A 19037-nucleotide genomic window follows, 5' to 3' on the forward strand; every position below is an offset into this window, starting at 1 on the left:
AAGCCTATCTGTTCGGGTCGCTCGGGTCTACGATGACTGCCGGCAGCGACGGGTCGTTCACGCGTTTTTGTGCCTCCGCCATCTGCTCTTCTGTGTAAAAGCTGTACGTACGTGCCTGATTCTGAATAGTCATCACCTGATAGGGGTCGGTCACGTGTTCGGGCAAACGTGTGATTTTCCGTGTCGAATAGTAGGCGTTCACGGCTACGCTGATTTTTTCCGTTTTGGCCGATTTGGTAGTGACCAGAATCACACCGAACGCGGCGCGTGCTCCGTAGATAGCTGCCGATGAGGCGTCTTTCAGCACGGAGATGTTGTCAATATCATTGGCATTCATGCGGGAGAACTCTCCGGCAGTGACGGGAATGTTGTCTACAAGAATCAACGGTTCTGCCGAATCGCTGTTGATTGATCCGATACCACGGATGTTGTATTTGGGAGATGAGTTGGCGCTGCCGTCGGTGATGGTGATGTTTAAGTTGGGAACAGCTCCCTGCAATCCGAGTCCGGCATTGGATAAGGAACGGTTTTCCAATGTTTTGGAGGAAACGGCATCTACTGCTCCCGACATATTGACTTTCTTCTGTGTACCGTAACCCACCACTACTACTTCGCTCAGCATTTCGGCATCCTCCTTCAATACTACCTGAAGAACTTTTCTTCCGTTGAGGGAGATTGTTTCCGTTTTATATCCGATATACGATACGGTGATGACAGCGTTTGGGTCGACACCTGCGAGCGAGAATTTTCCGTCCATGTCGGTAATCGTTCCGTTGGTACTTCCTTTTACCATAACGTTTACCCCGATGACGGGTTCGCCTGTTTGGTCGACTACGGTTCCCGATAGTGTGATTTTTCCTGTTTGTTGCACGATGGCTATTTCGTTACCAGCAATTGCCGTCAGGCCACTGCCTGGAGTCAAGAGTGACAGAACCAGACAGACTCTTTTTGCTAAAGAGGTTACTTTGTGCTTTTCATTTTTCATGTTTTTCTATACATTAATATTATACGAAATGTTTGAATATCTAATAGTTTTTTTATTGAATGGTTAACGGGAGGCCATCCATGTATCCTTTCCTTTCACATAGGCTGGAGTATTTTAAATGTTACAATGTGGTTGTTTATTTTTTTGACAATATAAGTGTTCGTTAAAGGATGTCTTAGACCTATTTTAGCTTATGTTGATACTATTTTATCAAATACTGCCGCTTGGTTCCATCTCAGATAGAACCAAGCGGCAGTCGTTATTTTTTAGATGAGAAAGGGGGGTATGAGCAATCAGTTTGCAGAAGAGAAGCAGTATACATTGCCTGCGTAGTCGCAAACTACCAAACAATTACCTGATACGGCTACTGTGGAGAATATCGGTGCTCCGAAATAATATTTTTCTTTTATTACTCCCGTTGCCTGCTCAATGGCATATAGATAACCGTCGGAAGCTCCGGCATAGACAATCTCGTGCGAAGCCACGGGGCTTGTCTCTACATTGGTTTGCGGAGCGGTGGAATAAGGAACGGTATATACGAGAGAGGGTTTTGTTTCCGCTTTCCATTTGATGAAGAGTGTGGCTTTATCCAGTGCCATGAGTCCGTGGTCTGCACTGCCGAAGATGATTTCCCGTTCGGTGACGAGCGGTGTGGAAGTTACATCAAGATTGGCGGATAATTCTTTCTGTGTAAGTATTTTCCCACTTTCCGGGTCTATTGCAAACAGACTTCGGGAGGAGAGTATCCATAATTTCCCGTCTTGGTAGACGGGGGAAGCTCCTCGGTTGCCCAGCCCGTTTTCTGAGAGTTTCCAGAGTTGTTTGCCGGTTTTGAGGTCGTTGGCGTACAGGCCGCCCCATTGCGTACCGCTGATTAGTACGTTGCCGGCAACAGTCAGTGTGGTGGTAGAGCCTTCCCGCTGTTTCCAGTCCTTGTTTGTCCATAAGATATTTCCGGTTTTGAGGTCGTAGGCAGACAGGCCTGCACCGATTCCGGCATAGACTGTTCCGTTGCTTATGGTCAATCCTTCGGTAAGGTATGGATAGGCGTGTAGGTTAATCTGTTGTTGCCATAACAGTTCTCCTGTTTGTGCATCAAGGGCATAGAGACGGCATTCGGCATCTTGTGCCACGATGACGCCGGCTTCGTAGGCTATTGTATTCTTTATAGAGTTTGCCGTGCGGTATTTCCATATCGGTTCTCCCGTATGGATATCAAATGCACACAGGTGTGTATGCGGCGAGACATTATCGTCCGTGGTGGCAATGAATACTTTGCCTTCTGCAATCAGGGGAGATGTCAGGAAGATGTTGCTTCCGGCGTTTGCCGTCCAGTTCAGTTGTAATGGAAGGCGGATGTCGGACCGGTTGTTGCCGCCGGTATGGGCGGCGTTTTGGAGCAATGTATTCCAATTCTCTCCGGGAACGACGGAAGATTGGCGGATTCCTTCATAGAAGAACCGGTTGGAGTCTGTGGCTTGTTTGCCGTCGTTGAAGTGGGCGGTAACCGAAAGTTTCAGCTCTTTTCCTTGCAGATGGGCGGGGAGTGTGATGCGGGTGTTCCAGTTCCAGTTGGTGGATGGAGCGAATGTTCCTTGTGCTACTTCGCCGCCGTTTTCTGCAAGGCTCAGTGTATAGTAGACTTGTTTGGTTTTTGCCTGCGAATGGTATGCATTGGCCGAGAGGACAAGTGCTCCTTGCGGGGTGGTTGCCGCTTTCTGTTGTTTCATCGGAGAGACGATTGCTACTTGCGGTTCGACGAAAGCGTATCTCAATTCCGTGCTGACGGTATTGTCGGCACCTATCCGGATGTCGCGGAATGCGGATACGGAGTGGTCGATACCGCCTTTGTCGAGTGTTCCGGTACAGATGGTATGAATTCCGTTCTGATTGCGGACGTAGTTGTAATGCATATGTCCGTATATCTGGGCTTTTGTGTGGAAGGCGCGCAGGTCGAGTATATGCTCGTTGTCGGCTTTGAAGACAAAGTTGTTGCCGGAGGTAAACAGGTCGTGGTTGAACAGAATCAACGCTTGTCCTTCTTTCATCAGGGCAAGGTCGTTCTTCAGCCAGTTGTAGACGTCTCTTCGGGTATAGTCGGTACGGTGGTCGCCATAGGCAATGGGGGTAACTACGTAATGGATGTTGCCGACATCGAACGAGTACCATGTCGGGCCGTAGAGGGATTCATACAACTCTTCGCCATAGTTGCCTTTCACCAAGTCGTGATTGCCGATGCAGTAATAAACGGGGCAGTTCATTGTCTGTGCATTCACCACTTGGTTGTGCATGGTAAGTCCCGGTTCGTAGCAGATGTCTCCGGTGTGAATCAGGAAGGCGGTCTTTTCGTTGCGGATATACTGTTTCAGGTCTGTCACCCAACGTCCCATGCCTCCGGTTACTTCGGTGTCGGTGATGTGGACGAAGGAGTGTTCGGCCGACCGGGTCCGTTCGCTTTCGGACAACAGAAAATCGTAGCTTTTCTTATCTTCGCTGACCGGCAGGTAGAATTGCCGCGTTTCGTATCCGGCAGGGGTGGTGACGGTGATAAACCGCGTCTTTTCGAAGCCGGGTAAAGAGAACCGGCCTTTCTTGTCTGTTTTTACTACGTTCAATCCGTCGGTGACTGTTACTCCTGCCAGGGGTCTGTCGTTTTTGTCGAGTGTGCCCGACCGGTCGATATCCATATAGACTGTTCCTTTAAACTGGGCGTTTAGCGGCAGATATAACAAAATTGCCAATAATATTGCAGATACTCTTTTCATGGCCGATTCTCTGGTTTTTAGTGTGTTAAGCTAAATGTTCTTTTTTATTTCAGTTGATTGATTTCTTCGTTGTAGCGTGTCTCTTCTTTGCACAAAGGCTGGTACCAGGTTTTTCTTAATACCAGTGTCGTTGCGAGAAGCAGGGCGACGGAACTCCAAAGACCTGATTGCTCGCGGACAACGAGGTACATCGGAATGATGGTGAGCGCACATTGCCACACGATGCCGACAACTACGTTGAAAGCGTCTCTCTTGAAATTCCTGTTGGGGCGGATGTGAGGGTAGCGCGCCAGGGCTTTTTCCTCAATCGGTTTCCACCATCCCCAGGGGCGTACACGGGTGTAGAAATTGACAAGTGTCTCTTCGTCTGTGGCGGGCGCGGTATAAGTCCCGATGACGCATCCTATCAGCGATATGCCGAAGAGGACAGGGAAGAAATACAATACCCACGCATCGGGAACGGTGAATTTCATAACGATTGCCGCTATAACTCCGGCAGTCATTCCCCAGAAGTATCCTTCGCCGTTGAAGCGCCACCAATGCCATTTCAGCACGTTGGCGGCAATGTATCCGCCGAAGAGCGCGCCTACAATCCATTGGAATATTTCGTTGATGTCTTTCAGGAAGAAACCGATGACGGTGCTGATTACCACCACTGCAACCGAAATGATGTAACTGCTGCGTATTTGTGTTTTTACGCTTGCTTTGGGGTTGATGTACTTCAGGTAAATGTCGTTCACAATATATGCGGGAGCCGCATTTACGGTAGAAGCGAAGGTGGACATGAAGGCTGCCAGCAGTCCGGCCAGCAGCAGTCCGGCCAGTCCGGAAGGCACATAGCGGGTGATGAGATGGGGAAGAATCGTTTCAAAATCCGTCCGTGTAGTTTCCATTTGCGCCAGTCCGCCGTCTTCCTTGAAGAAATAAATGGCGAGCAGGGCGAATCCCATTATCATCAGGTAACGGGGAATCAGCAGGACTACCGATACGGAGCCGCTCATCATTGCCGCCTCTTTGGGCGACTTGCAGGAGAGGATTTTCTGCATATCGTAGTTGGGGGCGGGGCCTGCCATACTCATGAAGACGCCTTTGAGCAAGGCCATCATGACGAAGATGCTTATCAGGCTGTAAGGTTCGTTGGCCATCCGTTCGGTGAGCAGGCTCATCCGGCTGCTCCAGTCGATGTCGAGCGTAGGTCCGAAGAAAGGGGAATCCCAGCCGTCGGGAACAAAAGCGTGAATCATATCGGGCGCTACCATCTGCATCGCAATGACTACGATGACGATGCCTGCCACGGTCATTATCAGAAACTGGACGACGTCTGTCCATACAATGCTCAGCATTCCGCCTAACATGACGTAGAAAGTGGCGATTGCAGTGAAGAAGATGCCATATACATGGGGCACATATTCTGCCGGAACATCGAAAGGTATGAATGGAGATACCACTTCCCAGGGGATGAATATCTCCATGAATTTACCAATACCTATGAATCCGTAACTTAAGAAGCCGAGTACGCTCAGCAATGCGAATACTACTACGATGGTGTGTGAAAGCGTCGAGCCTTTTCCCTCTCCGAAGCGGGTTTTAATCCATTCAGCACCGGTGAGCACGTTGGACCGGCGCAGCCATACGGACAGGTAGACCATTAGGAAAATCTGATTGAATACAGGCCAAAGCCAGGGAATCCAAAGGCTTTTGAAACCGTAGGCAAACGCCCAGTATACCATGAGCATAGTGCCCGTGATGTCGAACATCCCGGATGCGTTGGACAAGCCCAACATATAGAAGGGCAATGATTTTCCGCCCAGGAAATAAGAGTCCATATTTTGGGCAGCCCGTTTTTTAAGAATAAGTCCGATAACAATCATTGCGATAAGATAGGCGCATATGATAAGAAGGTCGGCAGTGTGTAATTTCATATGATGTCTTGATTGAATATACTTTGATGTTCTTTATTGCAAAGGTAGGGGGAAAGAGGGAAGGAAACAAGTATTATTTTAACTCATTCTGATACCACAATCTATATATCACAGGTTTTTCTTTCATAGCCGATAAAATAGTGCCATACTATCGGCTGTTTCTCCTGTCAGATGAGCTGATTTGTAGTGCATATATCTCCTGTTTTCAGCGCATATATGTCCAACTTTCAGGAGATATAGATGCTGCGTCCAGCGCATATATCTCCTACACGCAGCATCTATATGCGCTGTAACCTGTTGATTATTAGGCTGTATTTTCCTCGTTTGGCGGGTGGGAGACAACGGATGGTCACAAACGCAAAGTTGCCGGATGATATGGAAAAATCCGGCAACTTTATCTCTTTCGGGGCAAACGTTATTCTGTTACGACCCGTTTGTTGCGCTCTATGAGTTTGCAGATGTTCTCTACGGAAGCGTTCGAACGCAAGCCGTCTGCCGGTGTGTGCAGGCAATAATCTACCAGCCGGTCGATGGTGGAGGTTGCTACGTGCATACGCGTGTCCGAAGATGCATAGTAGATATATACCGTTCCGTCCTCGTCTGCAATCCATCCGTTGGAGAACAAGACGTTGGATACGTCGCCTATTCTTTCTTCCTCGATCGGTGCGAGAAGATATCCGCCCGGTTCGGCGATGACTTTCGTCGGTTCTTCCAAAGCCGTCATATACAGATAGAGCACATAGCGCAGCCCGGCGGCACACGCCCGCACACCGTGGGCGAGGTGCAGCCATCCTTTGGGGGTTTTGATAGGATGAGGCCCTTCGCCGTTTTTCACCTCTTTGATGGTGTGGTAGTGGCGGCGATTGATGATGCTCTCCTCTTTTACTTCTGCGTGTGTGATGTCGTCTATCAGCGCCCACCCGATGCCACCGCCGTTTCCGGCGTCGATGAAACCGTCTTGCGGGCGGGTGTAGAGGGCGTATTTGCCGTCTACGAATTCCGGATGCAGCACCACGTTGCGCTGTTGGCTTTTTGAAATCAGGTTAGGCAGCCGTTCCCAGCTCTTCAGGTCTTTGGTGCGGACGATGCCCGCTTTGGCTACGGCAGACGAGAGGTCGCCCGGTGCGGCGTTCGGGTCGAGGCTTTCGCTACAGAAGATTCCGTAAATCCAGCCGTCCTCGTGTGCCGTCAGGCGCATATCGTAGACGTTTGTCTCTGCCGGGTCGATGTCGGGCAGTTGGATGGGATATTCCCAGAAGCGGAAATTGTCTGTACCGTTGGGACTTTCGGCAATGGCGAAGAATGATTTGCGGTCGTTGCCTTCCACACGTACTGCCATCAGGTATTTGCCGTTCCATTTGATGGCGCCTGCGTTCATGGTGGCGTTCACTCCGATGCGCTCCATCAGGTATGGGTTCGTTTCGGGGTTGAGGTCGTAACGCCACTCCAACGGAGCGTGTCCGCAGGTGAGCACCGGATGCTTGTACCGTTCACATATACCATTGCCGGAAGATACGATTTCATTCCGGCGGGTTATCAAAGATTCGTGCGCTTCTTTCAACAGGCGCAGTTTGTTGCTATATGAGTTGTTCATATTAAAAATCCGTTTCGTATGTTGCAAAAGTAGGGCGGAAACAAGGGATAAACAAATACTATTTTATCCCATGTTAATATTATTTTCCCTTATTCGGCTTTGATAATGATGTAGGAACGAAGCGTACAGCCTTCCTGTAAGAAACTGACCCAATACCAACTATCTTCAACTTTGTCAATCCGGCAATCTGTGATGGCAAACGGTGTTTTCTTGTCTACCACTCCTTTGGTTACTTTATACATCGTTGCATTGCTTTTGTCGCCTACTTCCAAATTGCCTGAAAACTCAACGGCGTATCCTCCGGAAGTAGCTGTCGTGCTGGATTTGGCGATAATCTGCGCTATATCCAGTTCTTCTGAATAAACCACTTGTCCTACCTTATTGGTGCCGAATGATTGATAGGCAGTCGCGCTGGTTGAAGTCTTTAGGAAGTAGTAATAAGCCTTGCTTTCCAAATAAGGTTCGTCGATGTAGTTAATCAGTATGTCTGCCGACTCTCCTTCTTGGTCGCGAATGGTGATTGTTTTGTTGAAACGATATCTTTTCAGCCCTTTGATGATTACTTCCTTTCCGTTTTCCGACATTTCATATGATAAATAGGTGGCCGAACCATTATTCTTGCATTCGTATCCGCCATTGCCATCCAGGATTTTGATAGTCACAGGCTCATTGGTCAATAAATAATCAATGGGGGAAGTACTCTCTACAATTAGCCGTTTGACAACTTTTACCGAAAGCTCTGCTTTTTTATTCAGTCTGTCGGTTACGGTAACTTTGGTATTGCCCGGAGCTAAAGACGTTATTTGAATCATTCCTTCTTCATTGACGGTAGCTTTAACTACCGCATTATTTTCCACATCTACTTTGTATCCTCTGTTTCCTGTGTAAATATTGATAGTCTTGTTTTCTTCGGGATACATAGTCGTACTTTCGGTAGTTAATATCAAATCCGTCATTTGGTCTACTGTCACTTGTACGTTGGTCGACATTTTGGCCCAGTCGGTGATAGTAAGATTGGTTTTACCTGCCTTGAATGCTGTCACCTTTATGGTGTTTCCATCGGCTATGGCAGTTGCTACCTCTTCATTTGAAGAGGTAATTTTATAATTTCCATTTCCCTGAACCAGTTGGAGCGTACCTTCTGTGGTTTCATCAAGATTGATGATTAATTCCTGTGTGTCGACTGTTAATGCAGAGTAGGAAGGGATGTCTTCATCACAACCGGAGAAGAGTCCGATAGCAAGTAGGAGTCCTGCTAAGTATAATAGATTTTTTTTCATGATATTCATTGTTTGTTGGAATAATTATTGAACTTCAATATCTTTCATCTTTCCAGTAACAGTAACTACACTGAACTTGGGAACTGTGATGGAACGTAGCCCGTTTAAAGACGGATTCACTTTTTTGCGTTGCCACTTCACGCTTTCGTTCGATGTGTATGCAATCATGTTTTGGAAAGACTTGCCTTCAATCTCGAGCAGGGCAGTGAATGATTCTTTTTCAGAAGGATTGACCAGGACAATGGTATAATTGTCGTCTTTTACATAAGCGGACATTAACAACTCTTCCGGGAACGTATCTTTTTCCGATGGGATAGCTTCAACGTCTACACGGCGACTTCCTTCGGCTATAAATTTGGTAAATTGCCCGTAAGTGTAATAGCGCGGAACCCTATAATAAGTCGTACCCGGGAGTGCTTCTTCCAGTTGGATGAGGTTTTCTCCGGTTGTGCTGCAAGGGCGTGCACCTGCCCACCAGATAAATCCGTTGACATTGCCATTGACCAGATAAGTATGGAATGTTACTGCCCATTTCATAGCTTCCGCCCATGTTTCCGTGCGACCTTTGTCATCACTTACTTCTGTCTGCCATATGTGGAGTTCCTTTTCTACCGCTTTTTCGAAAGGAGCGATGGCATTGTCCTTGGTGCTGTATCCGTGGCCCGCAGTGATGACATCGTCGTCGGCAAGTTCCGGTTTATATTCTAAGCCGGCATTTACGTTGGTTTTTGCTGTGCTCCACCACGACCATTCTCCATAAATGATTTTAGTATTTTGCTGCCCTCTGGAATTGAGTGTGGGGCGGAAGTTGTTGTGGCAGAAATCTGCCAGTTCTTTATTGTTCCAGCCACAGCCTGACCAGGAAGAAAAAATGTTGTCTGGTTCGTTTGATGGAGATACAGCATAGATGTCGATACCGAATTTCTTTTCGTATTCATCCATGAAATCAACGAGGTAATTGGCAAAATCGTTGTAATTCTCCGTTTTCAACTTACCTTTCGACATAGAGTTGTTTGTTTTCCATTTTGCAGGAGGACTCCACACGGAGAATACATATTTGATATCTTTATCTCTGTGCTTTTTGCTAAGGTAGTCTACTAACCACATTTGTCCTAATTGTACTTGCTCCGCACATTCATTGCCATGATAAGGGCGCCAGTAATTGTTCATAAAGGAGGGATCGTCAGCCGGTAATGTGAAATTACGGTTCATGCCAAATTCAATTTCTCCTGTAACGTCATCCTGATAATGAGGAAATACTTCTCCACGGAAAATATTCAGGTCCAATCCGCTCTTGCTAAACAGGTCTTCCATTACAGATTCTCTTTGCAGATTATTCCATATGCGGTGAGACCATTCGGCAAATGCGCAACCGAATCCGTCGATAACTTGATGTTGGTGTCCTTCGCCGAAGGACAATTTTATAACCGATGTTGTAGTGGGTTCTACAGAAAAGCCATCGTCTTCGTCTGTCTCTTCGATAGGGTCCGGTATGTAAACATCAGCATGACTTAAACTGCCGTCGTCACAGGAGTATCCTATGAATAAGAATAGGGATACAAATAATAATGAGTATATTTTTTTCATATGTTTCTATTATAAGAGTGTATTTAAAATATTATTTCCATAAATCGGTTTGTTTCATGGCACTGTTATTATTCAGTTCGCCTGTGGGAATCGGATAATATCTGTGTTTCTCCTGAAAATTATCTGCTCCCTGTTTGGCATTCGCCTTAAAGATTTCCTTAATCTTATCCGAGGTGTACCAGCGCTTCAGGTCCTCAAAGCGATGTCCTTCGCCGAAAAATTCCAAGAGACATTGATGTTCTATTTGATCCATCAATTGGTCTTGAGTAAAAGTCTTTTCTGCCAGTCCGGCTCTTTGGCGAATCAGTTTTAAAGCAAAGTTGGCACCTGTCGTATCATTTGTTTTGGTGCAAGCCTCAGCATACATTAATAATACTTCTGCAAAACGCATGACACGTATGTTGTTTGCTTTCCCTTCTTTGTTTCCCATATTATCCGCAGCAGCGTCATTCACATAATAAGCAGTATATTTTTTCAGAAGGAACATTCCGTCTCCCATACTGAAAGAGGGAGTACTACTGTCTGCCATTTTGCCGGCATTACCATCCCATAAATCTTTCATAGAATGATTTTGTCCATACCATTTTTCGTTCTTAATCACATCGTTGAGGGCTTCGGGGTTGAAAAACAGGCTGGCATACATACGTTTGTCATACTTAGTGTCGGAACCGGCGGGCCGTTCTTCTGAGATGAAAGCACCAACTGCAAAAGCAGAAGGCATCAGTTTTGCCCAACCTCCGGCAACAACCGGACCGATGAATTGCGGTATTGAGCTACCTAAATTTATTCCGCTTTCATTCCCCCATGTCAAGTCGCCGTCACTGCTGTACTGCAATTCAAATACCGATTCTTCATTGTTTTCTTTTGCTGTGGTAAAATTCTCGGCAAAGTTCTCCATTAGATTATAACGTCCTGGATAATAAGGAGCTTTTAACAAAAGGTCTAATTGTTCTTTGGCTTCTGTATATTTATGTTGAGCCATATATACTTTTGCCAGTAGAGCGATTGCAGCTCCTTTTTCAATACGCCCTTTTTCATTGCCACTGCGAGTGACAGGCAAATTGCAATTAATGGCCTCCTTCAAATCGTTCTCAACTTGCTGCCATAACGATGCTTCACTGGCAGCAGGTTTGTTTGCCTCATCTTCGTTGGAAGGAATAATGCGTAGGGGCACTTCTTTATAATTGCTGACCAATAAGAAGTATTGGTACCCTCTTAGAAAGAGTGCTTCTCCTTTAATCATGGAACGATCTTCTTCGGTGATTCCGGATGCAGGAATTTCATTGATATACCGCAATACGATGTTAGCTCTTTGTACACCAGCAAAGAGTGCTCCGTAAGGGTCGTTACCGGTTGTTGGTGAGTTCTCAAAATTGGCGATGGCCCACATTCCGGGTTCTTCATTAGGAATTGTATAAATATCGTCTCCACGGCCATTCAGATTCAGCCAACCGTCGAATGCTCCGTAATAACCATACATCTGATATTTAATAGGAGAATATGCTGCTGCCAAAGCGCTTTCGGCATCAGCTTTATCTTTCCAGAAATCTTCTCCGGTGAAATGGTTAGGATCTTTCAAATCCAAGAATCTGGACTCGTTGCATGAAGTAAGTGTGCCTGTAAGGAGAACAGTTGCACATATATATGATAACCAATTTTTCTTCATAATTATTTAATTATACATTATCAGTTTTTATAAATTTACTTGTAGGCCAAAGGAGATTGTGCGGGGTAAGGGATATCGGCCCTGGTCGATACCTCTGGAGAACACATTATAGGTGGTTCCTATGTCTACGCCGCTTTCTCCGAGGTCGGGAGTATAACCTGAGTATTTGGTTAATGTGAAGAGATTTTCCATAGATGTATAAATTCTCACATTGTTGAGTTTGAGTTTATTCAAAAGATGTTTGGGTAATGTATATCCTATATCAAGCGTTTTTAAACGCATATAAGAGCCATCCTCTAACCATCTGTCTGTATACGCCCATTTGTTATCGGAAGTTTCTGTAGTGAAGCGCGGCATATCGGTATTCTGATTGTCCGGTCTCCATGAATTAGCTAAAGTTGTGCTGTAGTTTCCGTTGAAATTTCCTGATTCCAGACGATAGCGGGGATAATTATAAATCTTGTTTCCCACCATTCCGTCAAAGAAGAGATTGAAATCAAAATTGTTCCAATCGCCACCCAGTCTAAATCCGAATGTGAAGTCGGGGAATGGATTGCCTACGTCATGTTGGTCGTCGGAATTGATGACTCCGTCGCCGTTCCAATCCTTGTAACGTATGTCACCTACTTGTGCTCCCGACTGGATGAGTTTGCCATCGGCTGTCTTATGGTTTTCGATTTCTTCGGCATTGCGGAAAATACCATCTGTTTCGATAAGGTTGAAATAAGACATGGTATGGCCTTCCTGAAACATATTGATACCTCGACCACCTTGCCCGTGAGCCGAATAGCCGGAGATGGTCATGTTATTTCCACCGGCTGTAATCTTCTTTACTTCGTTCTTTTCGGTACTTATGTTAGCTCCTATGTAATAATTGAATTTGTTTTTGATAGAACCGCGATAGTTTGCAGAAAACTCAAATCCCTTATTGCGAACTTGCCCGGCATTTTGAATAGAAAGTCCACTGATTCCTGTTGAACCTGCATATGGAATGGGAAGTAATACATCATTGGTGTTTTTTACATATGCGTCTGCTGTAAAAGTCAATCGTCCGTTCAGCAAGCTGATGTCTAAACCAATGTTGTAGGTTTCGGTATTCTCCCAAGTCAGGTGTGCAGGAGATACGGCACTTACGTATGGCATTTGCCCAAACCATATACTGCTGCCTTGCAGATAGTTCATTCCGTCGCTGACAATGCTGACTGTGGGATAATAGTTGCTTCCAATGTCTTGGTTTCCTAATTTGCCATAGCTTGCGCGAATCTTCAGTTGGTCGAATACGTTTTCCAAAGGCTTGAAAAATTTCTCACGGTTAATGTTCCAGCCGATAGATGCAGAAGGGAAGCTGCCATATTGATGCCCTTTGCCGAAACGGGAGGAACCGTCGCGGCGTATGGAAGCGGAGAAGAGATAACGGTCGTCGTAGGAATACATGACGCGTCCGAACAGAGAAACCAACGCTAACTCTTTCAGATTGCTTGAAGCGCTCATTGTGTTGGTATTTCCGGTCATTGTATCAATAAACTTGGGAAGATCGGAATTGCTTCCGTTCAGATTGTAATGTTTGTCTTTTTGGGCAGAATAGCCGGCGAGCAACGACAAGTTGTGCTTACCAAATGCTTTATCATAGTTCAGTGTGTTTTCGATTACCCATGAATCGTAGGTTGATGAACCCTCTCTCAAATCCGGTGCATCATTCTTTCCGTAGGTTCCCAAGTCGTACACATCCGTATATGTGCGGCTTTTGCTGTGTTCTTTTCTGATGCCGATATTGAATTTATATTTTAGATCTTTAATGATTTCAGCCTGTAAGTATGCATTTAAGAAAATCTTGGTGTTTTCGTTTGTATTGTCTGTCACTTCCGATATGCCAAGAGGGTTGGGTAGGTTGATGTTCGTAGAGGTTCCCCAACCACTCGGATTCGTAGAGTCGAATACAGGGATTACTGAAGGGAATTGTAATATCTCGAACATTGTGTCTTGGTTTATATTACCTTCTCCTTTGGTTAAGCGAACAATCATGGATTGCCCGATGGTCAATCGGTTGTCGAGAAATGAATAATCGCTTTTCAAACGGATATTGTAGGATTCATGACTGGTATTTCGTAAAATACCTTCTTTGTTCAGGTAGCTTACAGATGCACTGTATGCTCCGGTTTTGGAGCCGCCGCTAATTGTAGCGTTTGCTTTGTATGTCATGGCTGTTTGCAACATTACATCTTGCCAGTCCGTGCCTTTGCCAATGAACGGCACTGCGCCGGCTTCTGCCCCGTATCCATCTCCAGCTAAGCTATAATAACGGGCAAAACGACTATATTCCTCGCCATTGAAAACATTCAGTTTTTTAGGATTGTGGCTTATCCCTGTAAAGAAATTGATATCTAATTTTGCAGGAGTGTCTTTTCGTCCGCTTTTTGTTGTGATGATTACGACACCGCCGGCTGCACGTGAACCGTAAATGGCTGCTGAAGCTGCATCCTTCAATACTTCGATGGAAGTAATGTCGTTGGGGTCTACCATGCTGATGTCACCGAATGCTCCGTCGATAACATATAGAGGTTCGTTATTGGACAAAGAACTGACACCGCGTACATTGATCGTCATTCCTCCGTTGGGGTCGCCACTGGAACTGGCTACTGATACTCCAGGTATTTTGCCTTGTAGTGCTGTTGCTGCGTTTGAAGCAACTTGTCCGTTGAGTTCTTTGGCTGTCACGGAACTTACGGCTCCGGACAAATGGCTTTTCTTTGCCGTACCATAACCGATGACCACCACTTGGTCAAGTGCTATGTTATCTTCTTCCATTGATACATTGATTGGCGTATTGGGGGTAGTGACAGCTATCTCTATCTGTTTCATACCTATTGTGGAGAATATTAAAATATCTCCTTTGTCTGCTTTGACGGAATACTTTCCATCCATATCTGTTACTGTGCCGGTGTCTTTTTCTTTAATTTGCACAGTGATTCCCGGTAAAGGTTCGTTTGTCGTAGCTTCTGTCACGACTCCTTTGACTTCAATATTCTGGGCAGCCAATGGAATATTGGTGAGGCAGAATAAGAAGAAAAGTAAGAAATGAATTTTTTTACTCATGATTGATTGCATTAGATTTATAAACTCTGATTATTAATACTTCACGGATAACTGAATCAATAATTTAACGCCGCAAAGGTAAATTATAGCAAAAGGGTGGGCAAGTACTATTTTAGCTCATTCTAATACTTTTTTTGCCTTATGTATTCCGGAAGAAAATGTGTATAGGATTCGTTGATTTTTAATGCTTAATGCGGTAGGTATATATGCGAAAGAGACGATAGCTATATGCATAACTACCGTCTCTTTATTACCTTAATTAATATTCGGTTGATTATTTGAAAACCATTTTCATTGGTCTTCCTATCCACACTTGCGGTTGCGTGAGATTGAAGATGTGGGCAATGGTGGAGGCCACGTCATATTGCATCATGCTTACGTCATCGAAGCAGAGTCCTTTCTTTATGTTCTTGCCGGAGATGATGAAGGCTGTCTCCATTTCCTGCATTGTTTTGCCGCCGTGTCCTTTCTTGATTCCGCCGTGGTCGGAGGTTAATATAAAGATGGTGTTGTCGAGGATTCCGGCTTCTTTTACAGATTGGACGATTTGCCCGACGTATGTGTCCAGTTCTTTGAGTTTCTCGTAATAGGCGGGAGTGTCATGTCCTTCGGTGTGTCCGGTGTGGTCGGGGCCGTCGTAGCAGATGGCAACCAGGGCAGGTTTCTTCTCCTTGATATAGGCAGAAGCCACGTTGCCCAATTCTTTGGGTGTTTGGTTGCAATCGGCAACGTGGTAATTGTAGCTCAGCGAAAGAGTATCCACCAGATATTTGATTCCGTTCCATTCGTACAGGCAACCGATTTCCGCTTCCGGACGGGCGTCGCGCAGCAGTTGGAAGATGGTGGGGAAGATACCGTTCTTGTTGAGCACGCGCGATGGAAGTTCCGGAATTTTGGAGCCCCATTCGGTATATCCGTGCAGTTCCGGTCCGGCTCCCATAAACATGGAAGCCCAATTGATGGCACTGGAGGAGGGGAGTGCCGAGCGTTTTTTGAGTGTGTAGGCTCCCTCTTCCATCAGTTTCTTGACGTTGGGCATATCGGCTTTGGGCAGGCTGTAGGCTCCCCAGCCGTCGAGTCCGATGAGGACGACGTGTTTCGCTTTGTCTTTTCCTTTGGCGTTGCAGGGAGATGTGAAACTAAAGAGCAGTGCAAATGCAGCAAGTAGTGTTAAGATGTTTTTCTTTTTCATGATATTATTTATTAATAAGGATGAATCGGTCTGTCCATTCCCAGCGGAACGGTATGGCAAAGGTAGGATTATTTCCTTTGGCGGGCAAGTATAAATTTAGCATTAACTGATACTTTTGTATATCGGGGGGCTTTTGCCGGCTCTCCTTTTGCGTTTTTTATCTCAAGTTGATACTTTTCTGTGCGAAATGGCTTCCCGGGGGCTGTGGTGTATTGATTTGTCTTATATTTGCCGGCAAACAACGTATTACTATGAAAAGAAAATGGATGTATGGCAGCGTGATGGCTGCGGTGTTTGCTTTGATGGCAAGCGGTTGTGCCGATTCCCGGCGGAGTGTTGAGTTTCGCGGAATCTGTGTCGACGATTTGCATGGCGAGTGTGGGCTTTATAATCCCGGAAGAGGTTTCCGGCTGGAGACGGCGGTGGATGTGCTGCATGAGAAGGATGCTCCTGCCAAAGAGTTGGTGGAGCTGTCGGCGAAGTATGCGGCGGATAGCGTTTCGTTGTCACAGAGTTATTTTTATCTTACCTATCTGATAGGCGAGGAGTTGTCCGAAGAGAATTTCCAGACCATGCAGCGATACTTTGACGAGTTGAGGAAGCAGGGCAAGAAAGCCGTTCTCCGCTTTGCTTACGAAAGGGATTTCATGGGGCGTGCCGCTGCGGGGCCTACCGGAACGCAGATATTGGAGCACCTGGACCAGTTGAAACCGTTTCTTGAGAAAAACAAAGATTTGATTCTTGTTGTGCAGGCGGGGCTGATTGGCGCGTGGGGCGAATGGCACAGTTCCATGCAGGGCTTGGAGAATTCGGAGGAGACCAAGATTGCGGTGTTGGAGAAATTGCTTTCGGTGGTTCCTCAAGAGAGGAACGTGCAAGTGAGACTTCCCGATTTCAAGAACCTGCTGAAAGACAAGCCGGAGCTGTATAAACGGCTTTCGTTTCACGACGATTTCATTGTCATACGTCCCGACCGTTGGGACGCCGATATGCACGAAGGAACTCCCAAGTTCGACCAGATTGTGAACGAGTCGCCCTATCTGGTGGTGGACGGAGAACTGCCGTGGGGATTCTGGAGCGTAGGTGCCGACCCCGACAGTCCTTCCGCCGGATGGATTATAGACGGCCTGCAGACGGCGAGGCGTCTGTTCCTCCAGCATTATACATCGCTGAGCGTGATTCATAATTACAAGGAGCAACACCCCAACAACCGGTTTGACGAGAACAACCCGCCCGAATATTCGATGATGGTGTGGAAGAAAACGATGATAACGGAAGACTCCCTCCGTCAGCACCGGATGCCTGTGTCCGACGGTTACTTCCGCCGGCAGGACGGTACGGTGGTGGAGCGCAATGTGTTCGATTACATACGCGACCACCTGGGCTACCGCATCGAGTTGCAAGCCTTGCAACTGCCCGGCAGGTTGCAGCCGGGTAAAGAAAACCTGCTGGACCTGAGTCTGGTGAACAGAGGATTCGCCACGGTATTCGGTGAACATCCGGTTTACTTCGCACTGGTTGACGACGCAGGGAAAGTGACGGAGTTCTTGACCGATGCCCATCCGTCGGACTGGCAGCCCTTCCAGCCCGGAGATACTGCCTGTGTGCCGTTGACGCATTCTGTCGGTCTGTCGCTTCGGTTGCCCGAGTCGTTGGCTCCCGGAACCTATCGGCTGGGGTTGTGGATACCGGACGGTTCGGAAAGGCTGAAGTATGATTCGCGTTACGCAATCCGTTGTGCAAATGGAGACACGGAATGGATGGTATCCGACGATGGCAGATATGGAATCAACCTGCTGACAACGGTAGAGGTAGCGGGGAAACGTATGTAAGCGATTGGTCGTTCCCCTTCAATGTATTCGTTATAAAGTTGTTATGCATTAATAACAAACTTCCGCTTTGCCATAAATAAAGTTCCGTCCGATTGATTATAAACTATAAACGAAGGCTTTGTTTTTATAAACGAAGCCTTCAATTATAAAAACGAAGCCTTCAATTATATAAATGAAACCTTCGTTTATAGTTTGTAATTGATGAAAGAAAAGATGGATAATACGCTCCGGCAAGTTTGTATCTGATGAAGAATAACTTTATTGCCCGTCGTCTGAGGGCAGGATAGCGGCAGACTGGAGTGGGTTTGCCGCTTGGTAAGTCACTTATTCCGCTATCGCCATTGTCAGCACACTGATTCGTATGCCCTCCATATCGGTCAGGCAAGATGCACATTCCCCAATGGTTGCGCCGGTAGTCAGCACATCGTCAACAATCAGAATGTGCTTTCCGCTCAGAGATTCCGCGTGACGCAGTTCGAAGATGCCTCTCACGTTCTCCCAACGTTCCAAAGAAGATTTGCGTGTTTGTGTTTCCGTATTCTTCCGGCGTACTACAGATGCCGTATCTATAGGGAGGCCTGTCACGGCGGCAATGCCCCGGGCTATCCATTCGCTTTGATTATAGCCGCGCATCCTCTGCTTCTTTTTGTGCAACGGCACGGGAAGTATCACGTCAATATCTTCAAAGAAGCCGGACTCCTGCAATTCGGCTGCCATATAGCGCCCCATGATGGTTCCGATGCTTTTTTGTCCGCCGTATTTAAGCCGGTAAAGAATTTGCCGGAAGTCGCTTCCCTTTCGGTAAAAGAAGAAAGAAGTAGCCCGTTCCAGGGGAAACTTGCCCCAAAACAGTTTTTCTATCCGGTTGTCTTTCTGAAGATGGCAATCTGTGCGCGGAAGATTGATGTTGCATAGGGTGCAAAGACACTCTTCGCCCTTTGCCAACGGGGTGCCGCAAACGATGCAGCAACGCGGGAAGAACAAAGATAAAAAGGCTCCAAGCCACTCTTTTATAAGATGTGTGTGTTTCATGATTCTTGTCATTCAGGTTGGTCGTAAATTCAGGTCAAAAGTATTGCTTTTTTCGTTAAGGCTAAGCCTTTTCCCCGAAAAAGAATAAG

General features: G+C 46.4%; 11 protein-coding genes. 1 reads left to right on the forward strand and 10 read right to left on the reverse strand.

Translation table 11 applies throughout. The features are described 5' to 3' along the window. Positions 1-4 precede the first annotated feature (4 nt). The 9 genes from QZ331_RS00655 to QZ331_RS00695 form a co-directional block, all read right to left on the reverse strand. Positions 5-985, reverse strand: coding sequence for a carboxypeptidase-like regulatory domain-containing protein (locus tag QZ331_RS00655; RefSeq protein WP_294627067.1), 981 nt, complete (start codon positions 983-985; stop codon positions 5-7). A gap of 293 nt (positions 986-1278) precedes the next feature. Next, positions 1279-3750 (reverse strand): PQQ-binding-like beta-propeller repeat protein, encoded by a 2472-nt coding sequence (locus tag QZ331_RS00660; protein ID WP_294627069.1) that lies wholly within the window; start codon positions 3748-3750, stop codon positions 1279-1281. Between the two features lie 44 nt (positions 3751-3794). Continuing rightward, a complete protein-coding gene (locus QZ331_RS00665) occupies positions 3795-5672 on the reverse strand; it encodes a sodium:solute symporter family protein (protein WP_294627071.1) in 1878 nt (625 codons plus the stop codon). A gap of 415 nt (positions 5673-6087) precedes the next feature. After that, a complete protein-coding gene (locus QZ331_RS00670) occupies positions 6088-7266 on the reverse strand; it encodes a glycoside hydrolase family 130 protein (protein ID WP_294627073.1) in 1179 nt (392 codons plus the stop codon). Positions 7267-7355: 89 nt separating this feature from the next. Beyond that, the gene (locus QZ331_RS00675) at positions 7356-8546 is read right to left on the reverse strand and encodes a hypothetical protein (RefSeq protein ID WP_294627075.1); all 1191 of its coding nucleotides are present in this window, start codon (positions 8544-8546) and stop codon (positions 7356-7358) included. A 24-nt stretch (positions 8547-8570) separates the two neighbouring features. Continuing rightward, complete coding sequence (locus QZ331_RS00680) at positions 8571-10133, reverse strand: glycosyl hydrolase (RefSeq protein ID WP_294627077.1); 1563 nt, start codon at positions 10131-10133, stop codon at positions 8571-8573. Between the two features lie 31 nt (positions 10134-10164). Further along, positions 10165-11799 (reverse strand): RagB/SusD family nutrient uptake outer membrane protein, encoded by a 1635-nt coding sequence (locus QZ331_RS00685; protein ID WP_294627079.1) that lies wholly within the window; start codon positions 11797-11799, stop codon positions 10165-10167. A gap of 27 nt (positions 11800-11826) precedes the next feature. Beyond that, positions 11827-14892, reverse strand: a complete 3066-nt coding sequence (locus QZ331_RS00690; protein ID WP_294627081.1) for a TonB-dependent receptor — start codon at positions 14890-14892, stop codon at positions 11827-11829. A gap of 274 nt (positions 14893-15166) precedes the next feature. Then, positions 15167-16084: an alkaline phosphatase gene (locus QZ331_RS00695; protein WP_294627083.1), complete on the reverse strand. Its 918-nt coding sequence runs from the start codon at positions 16082-16084 to the stop codon at positions 15167-15169. Positions 16085-16335: 251 nt separating this feature from the next. On the opposite strand from QZ331_RS00695, the gene QZ331_RS00700 reads away from it, so the two are divergent. Continuing rightward, a complete protein-coding gene (locus tag QZ331_RS00700) occupies positions 16336-17916 on the forward strand; it encodes a DUF4874 domain-containing protein (RefSeq protein ID WP_294627085.1) in 1581 nt (526 codons plus the stop codon). 324 nt (positions 17917-18240) lie between these two features. Here QZ331_RS00700 and QZ331_RS00705 read toward each other — a convergent pair whose 3' ends face one another. Next, positions 18241-18948 carry a ComF family protein gene (locus tag QZ331_RS00705; protein ID WP_294627087.1) on the reverse strand — a complete coding sequence of 236 codons (708 nt, stop codon included), beginning with the start codon at positions 18946-18948 and terminating at the stop codon, positions 18241-18243. Between the last annotated feature and the right edge of the window lie 89 nt (positions 18949-19037).

It is taken from the genome of uncultured Bacteroides sp. (assembly GCF_910586915.1).
Taxonomy (GTDB): domain Bacteria; phylum Bacteroidota; class Bacteroidia; order Bacteroidales; family Bacteroidaceae; genus Bacteroides.

Bases quoted from the DNA above. Each gene is read 5' to 3' on its own strand.
- QZ331_RS00655 (WP_294627067.1), bottom strand. From the start codon at position 985: ATGAAAAATGAAAAGCACAAAGTAACCTCTTTAGCAAAAAGAGTCTGT.
- QZ331_RS00660 (WP_294627069.1), bottom strand. From the start codon at position 3,750: ATGAAAAGAGTATCTGCAATATTATTGGCAATTTTGTTATATCTGCCG.
- QZ331_RS00665 (WP_294627071.1), bottom strand. From the start codon at position 5,672: ATGAAATTACACACTGCCGACCTTCTTATCATATGCGCCTATCTTATC.
- QZ331_RS00670 (WP_294627073.1), bottom strand. From the start codon at position 7,266: ATGAACAACTCATATAGCAACAAACTGCGCCTGTTGAAAGAAGCGCAC.
- QZ331_RS00675 (WP_294627075.1), bottom strand. From the start codon at position 8,546: ATGAAAAAAAATCTATTATACTTAGCAGGACTCCTACTTGCTATCGGA.
- QZ331_RS00680 (WP_294627077.1), bottom strand. From the start codon at position 10,133: ATGAAAAAAATATACTCATTATTATTTGTATCCCTATTCTTATTCATA.
- QZ331_RS00685 (WP_294627079.1), bottom strand. From the start codon at position 11,799: ATGAAGAAAAATTGGTTATCATATATATGTGCAACTGTTCTCCTTACA.
- QZ331_RS00690 (WP_294627081.1), bottom strand. From the start codon at position 14,892: ATGAGTAAAAAAATTCATTTCTTACTTTTCTTCTTATTCTGCCTCACC.
- QZ331_RS00695 (WP_294627083.1), bottom strand. From the start codon at position 16,084: ATGAAAAAGAAAAACATCTTAACACTACTTGCTGCATTTGCACTGCTC.
- QZ331_RS00700 (WP_294627085.1), top strand. From the start codon at position 16,336: ATGAAAAGAAAATGGATGTATGGCAGCGTGATGGCTGCGGTGTTTGCT.
- QZ331_RS00705 (WP_294627087.1), bottom strand. From the start codon at position 18,948: ATGAAACACACACATCTTATAAAAGAGTGGCTTGGAGCCTTTTTATCT.